We start from the raw sequence: 11,148 nt of genomic DNA, 5'->3' as shown, positions 1-11,148 counted from the left end.
CGAGCAGAGGATGGGGTCGACGCGGCTACGGCCCCAGACCGATCCGCGGTCCCCGGCGGGGGCGCACGGTCGCGGGCGCGGGCGCGGCCGGCCGGGGCCCCGGCCGGCCGGTGGGGCGCCGTCCAGCGCCCTCGCGCTGGACTTCGTGGGTGGCCCGGAGGCGGCCCGCACGGTGCCGCTGTCGGCCGGTCGTCACGTGGTCGGCCGCGGCAGCACCGCCGACGTCGACGTCGCCGACCCCGACGTCTCCCGGCGGCACGTCGTCGTCGGGGTCGCCGCCGGGCGCGTGACCGTGCACGACGCCGGGTCCGCCAACGGCAGCCGGCTCGACGGCACGGCGCTGGGCGCGGAGCCGCGCGAGTGGTCCCCGGGGGCCCTGCTGCGCATCGGCGACTCGACCCTGGCGGTCCGTGCGCCCCGGAGCGCCCGCCTCGGCGGGCAGCCGGTCCCGGGGGGCCGGACCCTGCTCCGCCCGGTCGCCGGGTCCCCGCCCTGCCGTCCCGAGGCCGAGGTCCGGTTCCCCGCCGAACCGGCACTCCCGGCCCGGCGCCGGCTCGCGTGGGCCGCGATCGCGCTCCCGGCGGTGGCCGGAGCGGTCGGCGCCTGGGTGTTCGGGACGGCGACCTTCCTCTTCTTCGCCGCGCTCTCTCCACTGGTCGCGCTGGGCTCGTGGCTGGGCGACCGGTGGAGCGGCCGCCGCGACCACCGGCGGGAGGCCCTCGCCCACACCGAGGAGCTGGCGGCCGCCCGCCAGCGGCTCGGCGCTGCCGTGACGGCTGACCGGCGGGCGAGCGAACTGGTGGCGCCGGACCTCGCCCTGCTGGCGGCTGCGACCCGGCGGCGGTCGGCTCCCCTCTGGGAGCGCAGCGGCGTCGCACCCGGAGCGCTCACCGTCCGGCTGGGCCGGGGCCCCGGCGCCACGAGGGTCACCCGGGTCACCGCCGACGGCACCCGCACGCCCGAGCTCTGCGAGGACCTCCCCGTGACGGTCGACCTCGCGGTCCCCGGCGGCCTGGCGGTCGTCGGGCCCCGGCCGCGCGCGCTCGGGGTGGCACGGGCGGTCCTCCTGCAGGCCTGTGCGCTGCTGCCGCCGGGCGACCTGGCCGTCGCGCTGCTCACGGCCCCCGACCGGCTGGCGGACTGGCGCTGGCTGCGGTGGCTCCCCCACGTCGACCCGGCCGACGTGCGAGCCGGACCGGGTTCCGGCGCACCCGCCGACGGACCGGACGACGCACCGGACGAGGCCTCCGACGTGGCGTGGCTCGAGGCGGCCGTCGCCCGTCACGTCGCAGGCCGTGCCGCGGGCGGCGCCGGACCGGCTCCCGCGGTGCGGCTCGTGGTGGTGCTCGACCGGCTCCCGGGTCGCCGGCTGGCCGCGGTCCTCCGGGGCGCCCGCGAGTCCGGTGTCGTCGTGCTGGGGGCCGCCGGACCGACGCAGGAGGGGCCGGCCACGGTGCTCCGCGTCGTCGGGGAGACAGGCCAGTCCGGGGTGCTGGACCTGCCCTGCACCGCGCCGCGACGGCTCGTCGTCGACCACCTCACCGCCTCCGCGGCGGCCCGGATGGCCCGCGACCTCGCGCCGCTGGCGGCCCCGGCCGCCGGCGGACCTGCCCTGCCCGCCGCGGTCCGGCTGCTCGACCTCCTGCCCCTCGAGGGCGTCGAGGCCGCCGGACGCTGGTCCCGGCGGCGGGACCGGCTGGTGGCCGTCCTGGGCCGGTCCGCCGACGGCGTCGTGGGCGTCGACCTGTGCCGGGACGGCCCGCACGCGCTGGTCGCGGGGACCACCGGCTCCGGCAAGTCGGAGCTGCTCCAGGGCCTGATCGCGGGACTCGCCCTGGCCTCCGCGCCGGACCGCTGCTCCTTCCTGCTGGTCGACTACAAGGGAGGCGCCGCGTTCGCCGAGGCCGCTCAGCTGCCGCACACCGTGGGTCTGGTGACCGACCTGGACGCGCAGACCACCGCGCGGGCCCTGCGGTCGCTGGGCGCCGAGCTGACCCGCCGGGAGGCGGTGCTGGCGGCGGCCGGCGTCCCCGACGTCGCGGCGCTGCCCGACGAGGTGGAGCTGGCGCGGCTGGTGATCGTGGTCGACGAGTTCGCCGGGCTCGCCGAGGAGCTCCCCGACTTCGTCCCCGGGCTCGTGTCCATCGCCCAGCGGGGCCGGTCCCTGGGCGTCCACCTGGTACTGGCCACACAACGACCGGCCGGGGTGGTCAGCCCCGAGATCCGGGCCAACTGCAGCCTGCGGCTGTGCCTGCGCACCACCGACGAGTCCGACTCGCGGGACGTCCTGGGCACCGGCATCGCGGCGTCGCTGCCGGCGGACCGGCCCGGCCGTGCCTACCTGCGTGTGGGTGCGGCCGACCCGGTGCTGCTGCAGGTCGCCCGCGTCTCGGGGCGGCAGCGGCCCGGGCCGTCGCGGCCGCAGGTCCGCCGGTGGGAGTGGCCCGCCGGAGGCGCCCGGACCGCTCCTGGCCCGGCGTCCGGGCCCACCGACCTGGCCCGTGTCGCCGCGGCCCTCGCCGAGCGGGCCGGCCGGACCGGGGTGCGCCGGCCGCACCGCCCCTGGTGTCCGCCGCTGCCCGACCGACTCGCGGCCGCCGAGCTGGCCGCCGAGCTGGTCACGAAGCTGGCCACGGAGCTGGCCACGGAGATGGCCGGGGACCCGACCGGCCGCGACCGGACCGCCGGGACCGTCCAGGGCCCGCTGCTCGCCGTGGGACTGGTCGACCGCCCGGACAGCCAGGCGCGGGAGGTCCTCGCCGTCGACCTGGCCCGGGGTGGCGGGTGGCTGGCGGTGGGCGGACCCGCGAGCGGCCGGACCACCTTCCTGCGCACCGTGCTGGCGGAGGCTGTGGCCGCGACGACTCCCGACCGGCTGCACGTGCACGTCCTCGACCACGACGGCGGCGCGCTCGCTGCTGCCGCCGCCGGGCTGCCGCACACGGGCACCGCGGTGGGCGGCGACGACGCGCTGCGCACCGTCCGCCTCGTCGACCGGCTGGGTGCCGAGGTGGCGGCCCGGCGGGCGTCCGGACGGACGACGCCCCACCTGCTGCTGCTGGTCGACGGGGTCGAGTCCCTGTCGGCCCAGCTCGACGAGGCGGATCCCGGTCGCGGCTCGGCGGCGCTGGTCCGTCTGGTCCGTGAGGGCGGGGCGGCCGGGCTGACCTGCCTGCTCACCGCCGACCGCGCCGTCCCCGGGGGGCGGCTGGCCGCCGCGGTCGGCACGCGGCTCGTGCTCCCGCTGCCCGACCGCGCCGACTACGGCGTCGCCGGTGTCCCTGCCCGGGCCGTCCCCGGGCACCGGCCGCCCGGGCGGGCACTCCTCGGCGAGGCGGCCGCGGAGTGCCAGCTCGGCCTCCCCCGTCCGCTTCCCGCGCCCGCCGCACCGGCTGCGGGTCCGCGGTCGGCAGCGCTGTGCATCCCCGAGCTCCCGGCCGCCCCCCGTCTCCCGCTCCCCGGACCGGACGGGCCGGCCACGTCCCGGTTGCGCGTGCCGCTGGGCCCGGGCGGGGACGAGGGCCGCGTCCTGACCGTGGACCTCGCCCGCTCCGGTGGCCTGCTGGTGGCCGGACCGCCCCGCAGCGGTCGCTCCGCGGTGCTCGCCGCCGTCGCCGCCCACCTGACCGCCGCCGGCGTCCCGGTGCTGCGCGTGACGGCCCCCGGCGCGCGGCACACCGGGACAGGCGACCTCGGGACGGCGGTGGTCGGCGCGGACGACCCGGCCGGATGGACGGCCTGGACCGACCGGCTGGCCGGGCGACCCGGCGTCGTGGCGGTCGACGACCACGCGGCCGTCGCGGAGTCAGCCGTGCTCACCGCCCTCGGCGCGGCGCCGCCGCGGTCGGTCGCGGTCGTGGTGGCGGGCACCGCCGCGGACCTGTCGAGCGTCTACCGCGGACCCGTGGCCGCGCTGCGCCGCGGACGCAGCGGGTTGCTCCTCACCCCCGGCCCCGCGGACGCCGACCTGCTGGGCGTGCGGCTGCCGCGCACACCTCTCCCGGTGCGGCCCGGGTCGGGCTGGCTGGTCGAGGCGGGGACACCGCAGCGGGTGCAGGTCGCCCTGCGACGGACCGCCCGCGAGTCGTCGTGAGCAGACGCGTGCGGCCCCGGAGCTCAGAGCAGGTCGAGCAGCGGCCCGATCTCCTGCGTCGCGTACCAGGCCAGCTCGTGGCCCTCCGCCTGGTCGACGACGAACTGGGCGTCGTCGCTGCCGAGGTCCGCCTCGAGCACCACGGCCACCGCGGCCCGCACGTCGTCCTCGGCGTCGGCCCCGTCGACGTGGACGCTGGCGACCTCGCGCAGCGCGACGTCGGCGGCGACCCGCACGGCGCCGGCCTCGATGTGCGGCTCGTCGAGTGCGGTGACCGCGTCGTCGGCGACGTCGGCCGCGACGACCGCACGACGGCGCGCCGCCAGGGGGTCCAGGTCGAGCAGGCGCAGGCTCGCGCGGGCCGCCGCCAGCAGCGCGGCGTACTCGAGCTCCTCGGTGTCGGCCTCGGCGTCACTGACCGCGTAGTGCTGACGCAGCACCTCGGTGACGGCGAACGCGGTGTGCGGCCCCGGCAGTCGGCCCTCGTCCACGAGCGTCCGCAGGACCGTCGTCGTCGCCGGCAGGTACACGCGCACCCGGGTCGCTCCCTCCATCGGTGGAGCGACGACCGTATCCCGGCCGCCCGCCCCGCCTGCGGCGGAGCAGAGGGGCTCCCGCTCTCAGCGGGAGGCCTCCAGGAGCTCGGCCAGCTCCTGCTCGACCAGGTCGGCGAGGAGGTCCACGTCACCGACCGTCTCGCGGTCGGCGTTCAGGCAGACGTAGACGCGCCCGTCGTAGCTGGTCATCCCGATCGACAGGCCCTGCCCGCGGACGAGGGGGACCACCGGGAACACCTCCAGCATCCGGGCCCCGGCCGCGTACAACGGCATCTGCGGACCCGGCACGTTGGTGATGACCAGGTTGAACACCCGCCGGGAGAGCCCGCGCGCCGCACGTGCCCCCAGCGCGTGCAGGGTCGGGGGCGCGAACCCGGTGAGGGCGATCAGCGCGTCGGCGCCGACCGAGCGGCCCGCCCGGGCGACGCCGCGCATCGCGTAGCTGAGCCGGGCCAGGCGCACGCGGGGGTTCGGCTCCCCCACCGGCAGGTCGACCAGGTAGCTGGCGACCCGGTTCCCCGGCGCCTCCTGCTCGTCGCCCTGCACCGACACCGGCACCAGCGCCCGCACGGAGGTCGAGGCGACCACCGCCACGCCGCGCGAGAGCAGCCAGTCCCGCAGGGCTCCGGTGACGACCGTCAGCAGGACGTCGTTGATCGTCCCCCCGTGCGCGCGGCGCACGGCCCGGAGGTCGTCCAGGTCCGCCCGGGCGAAGGCCACCCGTCGCTGTGGGCCGTGGGTGGCGTTGAGCGGGCTGCTGGGGGCGGGGAAGACGGCCGACCGGGCGGCCCGCGCGAAACCCGACGCGGCGCCGCCGAGCCGCGCCACCGTCGCGCGGACGTCGGTGACCGCCGCCCCGAGGCCCTCCACGACCGCCGAGGGCCGCTGGACGTACTCCTCCAGCGCGGCCCGGAGCAGCTCGGCCCCGGTGGGGAGCCGGCGCGGGCGCCACGGCTCGGCTGCCGGCACCGGGGCGTCCGGGGACGTCTCGAGCAGGACCTGCGCGATGTCGACCGCGCCCAGGCCGTCGACCAGGGCGGGATGGGTCTTGGTGATCACCGCGACCCGGCCGTCGGCGAGCCCCTCGACGAGGTAGAGCTCCCACAGCGGCCGGCCGCGGTCCAGCGGCCGGGAGGTCAGCCGCGAGACGAGGTCGACGAGCTGCGCCTCGGTCCCCGGCCGCGGCAGCGCCGACTGCCGGACGTGGTAGGCCACGTCGAAGTCGGGGTCGTCGGCCCACACCGGGTCCGCGAGCCGGCCGGGCACCTCCAGCACCCGCTGCCGGTACCGGGGCACCAGCGGCAGCCGCGCCTCCACGAGGGCGGCGAGCGCGTCCAGGCCGCCCGCCGGGGGCTCGAGCAGCAGGATGCCGGCGACGTGCATCGGCGCACCCGGTTCCTCGAGGTAGAGGAACGACGCGTCGATCGTCGTCAGGCGCTCCAGCATCGGCTGCCTCCCCGTCCGGCGGCCCACGCTACGGCCGGCGTCCTGGTCCGTCGCACGGGCCCTCCCCGCCCCGGGTGTGGACGGGGTCACCCGGCGGCCCGACGGCTGCGGCGCCGGGTCCGGCCGCCGCGACCACGCCGGAGCGCCTCGGCCGGCACCCCGGTCAGCCGGGCCGCGAGCTCCCGCAGCTCCGCCCGCAGCGGGGACCCGGGGGCCACGTCGGCGAGCGTCCGTCCCGAGGCGAGGGCGGCGTCGGTCGCCCGGCGGTCGGCGGGCAGGAAGGAGTCGACCGAGCGGCCCGAGAACCGTTCCAGCGCCTCGGCGATCTCCCGTCGTGGATCGCCGGGGACGGGACCCCGCCGCACCTGGTTCACGACCAGCAGCGGCTCGACGTCGGGCAGTGCGTCCCGCAGGTCACCCAGGGCACGGACGCAGCGCTGCAGCGCGACCGGGTCGGCCCCGCCGACGCAGACCACGACGTCCGCGCTCTCCAGCACGGCGAGGGTGGCCCCGTTGCGGCGCGGCGCCGCCGTGTCGAACGAGAGCTCCTCGTCCTCCTCCAGGCTGAAGCCGCAGTCGACCACGGTGAGCGCAGCCTGCCGCCGGGCCTCCTCGAGCACCCGGGCGACGGCGGAGGGCCGCAGCTCCGGCCAGCGGTCGGCCCGCGCGAGACCGGTCAGCACACCCAGTCCCGGCCGGACCTCCCAGGCCAGCCGGCGCAGCGCCGCCTCGTCGAGGTCGCCGGCCGCGGCCCGCCGCGCCGCCGCGGCCAGGCCCGGTGACTCGTCCAGCAGGCCGAGCACCTGGGCTATGACACCGCCGTACACGTCGGCGTCGACCAGCAGCGTCTCGACGCCCAGGCGGGCCGCCTCGTCCGCGAGCCCGACGGCGACGGTGGTCCGTCCGGGTGCGCCGGTCGGTCCCCACACGGCGACCACGGTGCCCTCGCCGCCGGCCCGGTCCGCCTCGGCCCCGGGCGGAGGGCTCCCGGGCAGCGCGGCACGCGGGTCGGCGACGTCCCGCACCGGCGCCGGGCCTCCGGCCACCGCCTCGCGCAGCGCGCCGGCGATCACCTCGGGATCGGCGTCGGCGGGCAGCACCCGGGCCACACCCCAGGCGTGCAGCCGGCTCGCGGCCCGCTCGTCACCCGGCTCGACGAGACCGACGACGGCCACGCCCGCCGCCGCCAGCCGGGCCACGGCGTCGCCGTCGAGGCGGCGCAGGTCGGCCGAGAGGAGAGCCGCGTGCCCCGTCCCGGTGGCCGCGGCGGCGAGCAGCTCGGCGACGTCCACGCAGCGGCGGACGACCGTCACCCCGTGGTCGGCACGGTCGAGCGCCCCGACCAGCGCGGACTCCCAGGCGGCACCGGTGACCGCGGTGAAGACCTGCAGCGCCATCAGCTCGGAGGCCCCGCGACGCCGGTCGGGGGAGCCGTCACCGAGGGCACGGGGGCCGTCGAGGGCACGGGCGCCGACGAGGACGCCGAGGGTGACGAGGGCGCGACCGGGGCGGACGACGTCGGCGTCGGCGACGTCGGCACCGACCCGTTCGGCACCGTCCCCGCAGACGGCAGCGCGGCGTCGACGGACCCGTGCACGACCACCACCAGCGGCCTCCCGCCGATGGCCGCCAGCACGTCGGCGGCGTCCCCGGCCGCCACCGAGACCACCACCTGCACGGTGGTCGCCGCGCTGGACAGGACACCGTCGGTCCGGCCGGACACCGCCTGTACCGGAGCGGCGCCGACGACCAGGGCGACCCCGCCGTCGGCCCGGCCGGTGGCCCCCGCCGCGGGGTCGGCGACGGCGTAGACGTCGACCACCTGCCCACGGCCCAGGCCCGGCGGCACGTAGCCGGCCTGCACCGGCAGCGCCAGCTGGACCAGCTCGGGCACGTCCTCGAGCGCCGAACGCGGCAGCAGCTCCCCGCCGCGGACGGCGCGGGCCAGGGTGCGCCCCTCGGGCCGGGTGCTGGTGGCCAGGTAGCGGTCGGCCGCGTCGTCGAGCCGGACGTCGACCGCCACCAGGTCGCCGGCCGCGAGCACCGTGCCCGCGGCGAGGTCGCCCGAGGCCGCCCACACCGGGACGGTCGCGTCGGCCGCACCGACCACCCGCGCGCCGAGCAGCACCGACACCAGGACGAGCAGGACGCCGAGCACCAGGCGCAGGTCCAGCCACCGCGGCGCACGCACCCGGCGGGGCACCGGGCCGCGCAGCCGCACGGTCGGGGCGGGAGCGGGTGGGACCGGCGGAGGAGCCGTCCGCACATCGGTCACCGCGCCCGCCTCCGTCCGCCGTGGGCGGCTGCGGCCGCCCCTCCTCGCCGCCGGGATCCGACGGTCGGATGCAGATGATGCGGGACGGTCACGTTCCCGTGCACCGGTTGTCCACACGTTCGTGTGTGGACGAGCGGGCCGCTCCCTCCGGAGGGCTGACAGACTGGCCCCGACCCCGGATGAGAGACCGCCGATGCCCACACCGCGCTTCCTGACCCTCGCCGACGTGGCGGAGATCCTGAACGTCTCCTGGCGGCAGGTGTACGCGCTCGTCCGTCGCAAGGAGCTGATCGCGATCCAGATCGGCGGCCGCGGCCAGTGGCGGGTCGAGGTCGACGAGCTCGAGCGCTTCATCCAGCAGCGCTACGCCGAGGCCCGGGCCGGCGACGTGCCGGAGCTGGAGCCCGAACCGGGCGACGCGCGAGCGGGGGCGGAGGGCTCCTAGCCCGCTCCGGGCGCCAGCCGCCGCACCGCGACGACGGCGTCCAGCGCGATCGCGCGCACCCCGTGCACCGCCGTGGGCCGACGCGGCCGGTCGGCCGGGTGCTCGGCCAGCTCCAGGAAGTCGGCGCCGACCCGGTCCACCGTGCCGGTCAGGGCCCCGCCGTCGTCGAGCAGCACCTGCACGGGGCTGCGGTCCCGGGCGAGCCCGCGCACGGCCCATCGCAGGTCCAGCCGCCGCGCCACCTCGCCGTCCTCGGGGACGGCCGTCCCCCGGTCCAGACCGCCGACCGTGCGCACCGCCGCGACGGCGACCAGCAGCTCCCGCTCGCCCGGCTCGGTCAGCAGCACCCACCCGGCCCCCGCCTCGGTGAGGACGCCGCGCAGGTCGCCGGCGCCCCGGCAGCGCAGCACGACCTCCCGGCCCACCGCCCCACCGAGCCGGTCGGCCAGCCGCACGGCGCCGGTCTCCAGCCGGATGCGCGACGCGTCCTCGGCCCGCTCGGCCGCGACCTCGCCCGCCTCCAGCTCCGCCTGCAGATCGGCGAACAACCGCTGCCACCGCACGGCGGCGAGCGTACCTCTGTGCACATCCCTTGCGTTTGCTGACGTTTGCTTGCTCTAGTAGACGACGACTCGCGAGGAGGCCCGATGTCGATGCGTCGCCTGACCGCCACGACCGCCGTCATGGCGGCCGTGGCGGTGCTGCTCGTCGCGCTGACCCCGCCGCTGCCCGATGCGGCGCTCCTGGCCAGGGACCCGCAGACCGTCGCCGACACGGCCGGACCCGAGACGCTCGTCCTGGCCGCGGCGGCGCTGCTGGCCTGGCTGGCGTGGGGCTGGGGCGCGCTGGGCCTGCTCCTGACCGGGCTGTCCGCCGTCCCCGGGGCCGTGGGAGCGGTCGCCCGGGGAGCCGCCCGGCTGCTCCTGCCCGCCGACGCACGGCGGGCCGCGGCCCTCGCCCTGGGCCTCGGCCTCGCCGTCGGCTCACCCGTCCTGTCGGCCTGCTCGGCCCCGGCCCCCGTCCCGGCCGCGGCGGCGGCGCTGCCGCAGGGCGCACCGGTACCCGACTGGCCGGTGTTCCCGGGACAGCCCGCTCCCCCGGCCGTTGCGCCTCCCCCGCCGGCGGGCGGCGCGGGCCCGGTGCCCGAGTGGCCGGCCGCCGAGCACGTCGTCGTCCGCGGCGACTCGCTGTGGGACATCGCCGTCGCCGACCTGCGCGCCCGGACCGGCAGCGAGCCGGCACCGGCCGAGGTCGCCCGCGCGGTGGCGGCCTGGTGGTCGGCCAACGCCGACGTCATCGGACCCGACCCCGACCTGATCCGCCCCGGCCAGGTGCTGCGCGCCCCGGCCGACCCGTCCACCCCCGTCGAGAGCGAGACCCCCGGATGACCGCCCCGCCGTCCCCGGCCGCCGAGGCCACCGCCGCGACCGTCGAGGCACCTGCACCGCCTCCCGTCCCACCGCTGCGGACCTTCCGGCTGACCGTCGTCCGCACCCCGCAACCACCGGTGGCCGAGTACCCCGCGCTCCCGCTGGTCCGGCAGGGCGTCGCGCCACCGCGCGCGCCGCACCGGCCGGGTCCCCGGCCCCGCGAGCGCCACCAGCGGATGGCCGACTTCGGGCCGCGGTGGTCCTCCCGCGGCGACCTGCCCGACCCGCGGCTGGCCGGACGGCGGGTCCTCACGCTCGTCCTCGAGGGCATGGCCGGCCTGCGCCCGCTCGCGCAGGTGCAGAACACGACCGCGCCGGGTCTCTACGCGGCGCTGAGCGCCCGCCGGCCGGCCTGGTGCTCCGGCGGCACGGCGCCGGTCCTGCTCGGCCCGGTGCACGTGTGCGAGCCGGTGGACGGCGTGGCGGAGGTCAGCGCGGTGGCCCGGCGGTCGGGGCGGGCGCACGCCGTGGCGGCCCGGCTCGAGGGGATCGACGGCCGCTGGCGGTGCACCGCGCTGCAGATCGGATGACGTTCCGGAACGCGGGCGCCGTGACTAGCCTGCCGCGCCGTGGACGTGCGACGTGAGCTCGACATGGTGGCAACGGCGGTCAAGGTCGGCATCGTGGTGGGCCTCGCGGCCTTCCTCGTCCGGATCGGGCTGACCGACCGCACGGTCGTCAACGGGCTGGAGACGAGCTGCAGCTACACGGACGTCTTCGCCTTCGTGGCGGCCGTGGTCTGCGTGGGCTGCGCGTGGCGGGCGGTCACCGCCTCCCGCGAGCTGCCCTACCGGCGGCGGGCCTCGCTGCACCTCGCGGCCGCGGCCGTGCTCGTGCTGCTCGCCGTCGTCCACGTGCTCCGCGGCACCGGGACCGTCCTCAGCGCCTGCTGACGAGCGGGC

10 protein-coding genes are annotated in these 11,148 nt (G+C 78.8%); 5 read left to right on the top strand and 5 right to left on the bottom strand.

What is annotated here, in order from left to right:
• Positions 1–145: 145 nt before the first annotated feature.
• Positions 146–4,093, top strand: a complete 3,948-nt coding sequence (locus tag ACI8AX_RS17505; protein ID WP_456551119.1) for an FtsK/SpoIIIE domain-containing protein — start codon at positions 146–148, stop codon at positions 4,091–4,093.
• A 23-nt stretch (positions 4,094–4,116) separates the two neighbouring features.
• Here the strand turns inward: ACI8AX_RS17505 and ACI8AX_RS17500 are convergent, their stop codons facing one another.
• The 4 genes from ACI8AX_RS17500 to ACI8AX_RS17485 form a co-directional block, all read right to left on the bottom strand.
• Positions 4,117–4,647: a DUF6912 family protein gene (locus tag ACI8AX_RS17500; protein WP_456551118.1), complete on the bottom strand. Its 531-nt coding sequence runs from the start codon at positions 4,645–4,647 to the stop codon at positions 4,117–4,119.
• Between the two features lie 66 nt (positions 4,648–4,713).
• Positions 4,714–6,096 (bottom strand): WS/DGAT/MGAT family O-acyltransferase, encoded by a 1,383-nt coding sequence (locus ACI8AX_RS17495; RefSeq protein WP_456551117.1) that lies wholly within the window; start codon positions 6,094–6,096, stop codon positions 4,714–4,716.
• 86 nt (positions 6,097–6,182) lie between these two features.
• On the bottom strand, positions 6,183–7,493 hold the full coding sequence (locus tag ACI8AX_RS17490; RefSeq protein WP_456551116.1) for an AAA family ATPase: 1,311 nt from the start codon (positions 7,491–7,493) through the stop codon (positions 6,183–6,185).
• Entirely contained in the window at positions 7,493–8,371 is an 879-nt protein-coding gene (locus tag ACI8AX_RS17485; protein WP_456551115.1) for an SAF domain-containing protein, read from the bottom strand. Before ACI8AX_RS17485 ends, ACI8AX_RS17490 begins: the two co-directional genes overlap by 1 nt.
• A 193-nt stretch (positions 8,372–8,564) precedes the next feature.
• Here ACI8AX_RS17485 and ACI8AX_RS17480 point away from each other — a divergent pair, with 193 nt between their 5' ends.
• Positions 8,565–8,816: a helix-turn-helix domain-containing protein gene (locus ACI8AX_RS17480; RefSeq protein ID WP_456551114.1), complete on the top strand. Its 252-nt coding sequence runs from the start codon at positions 8,565–8,567 to the stop codon at positions 8,814–8,816.
• Here the strand turns inward: ACI8AX_RS17480 and ACI8AX_RS17475 are convergent.
• Positions 8,813–9,379, bottom strand: a complete 567-nt coding sequence (locus ACI8AX_RS17475; protein ID WP_456551113.1) for a hypothetical protein — start codon at positions 9,377–9,379, stop codon at positions 8,813–8,815. The genes ACI8AX_RS17480 and ACI8AX_RS17475 overlap by 4 nt on opposite strands.
• Positions 9,380–9,463: 84 nt before the next feature.
• On the opposite strand from ACI8AX_RS17475, the gene ACI8AX_RS17470 reads away from it, so the two are divergent.
• Genes ACI8AX_RS17470 through ACI8AX_RS17460 form a run of 3 tightly spaced genes read left to right on the top strand, consistent with a single transcriptional unit; the run spans position 9,464 to position 11,139 of the window.
• Positions 9,464–10,204 carry a LysM peptidoglycan-binding domain-containing protein gene (locus ACI8AX_RS17470; protein ID WP_456551112.1) on the top strand — a complete coding sequence of 247 codons (741 nt, stop codon included), beginning with the start codon at positions 9,464–9,466 and terminating at the stop codon, positions 10,202–10,204.
• The gene (locus ACI8AX_RS17465; RefSeq protein ID WP_456551111.1) at positions 10,201–10,776 is read left to right on the top strand and encodes an Rv3235 family protein; all 576 of its coding nucleotides are present in this window, start codon (positions 10,201–10,203) and stop codon (positions 10,774–10,776) included. The genes ACI8AX_RS17470 and ACI8AX_RS17465 overlap by 4 nt, the downstream gene beginning before the upstream one ends.
• A 39-nt stretch (positions 10,777–10,815) precedes the next feature.
• Positions 10,816–11,139, top strand: coding sequence for a hypothetical protein (locus ACI8AX_RS17460; RefSeq protein ID WP_456551110.1), 324 nt, complete (start codon positions 10,816–10,818; stop codon positions 11,137–11,139).
• Positions 11,140–11,148 lie beyond the last annotated feature (9 nt).

The organism is Blastococcus sp. SYSU D00813 (assembly GCF_054050735.1).
This window is presented reverse-complemented; position numbering and strand designations above follow the sequence as displayed.

What these genes read in the sequence shown, in the direction of transcription:
- ACI8AX_RS17500 (WP_456551118.1), bottom strand. Translation starts at nt 4,647, where the DNA reads ATGGAGGGAGCGACCCGGGTGCGCGTGTACCTGCCGGCGACGACGACG.
- ACI8AX_RS17495 (WP_456551117.1), bottom strand. Translation starts at nt 6,096, where the DNA reads ATGCTGGAGCGCCTGACGACGATCGACGCGTCGTTCCTCTACCTCGAG.
- ACI8AX_RS17490 (WP_456551116.1), bottom strand. Translation starts at nt 7,493, where the DNA reads ATGGCGCTGCAGGTCTTCACCGCGGTCACCGGTGCCGCCTGGGAGTCC.
- ACI8AX_RS17480 (WP_456551114.1), top strand. Translation starts at nt 8,565, where the DNA reads ATGCCCACACCGCGCTTCCTGACCCTCGCCGACGTGGCGGAGATCCTG.
- ACI8AX_RS17470 (WP_456551112.1), top strand. Translation starts at nt 9,464, where the DNA reads ATGTCGATGCGTCGCCTGACCGCCACGACCGCCGTCATGGCGGCCGTG.
- ACI8AX_RS17465 (WP_456551111.1), top strand. Translation starts at nt 10,201, where the DNA reads ATGACCGCCCCGCCGTCCCCGGCCGCCGAGGCCACCGCCGCGACCGTC.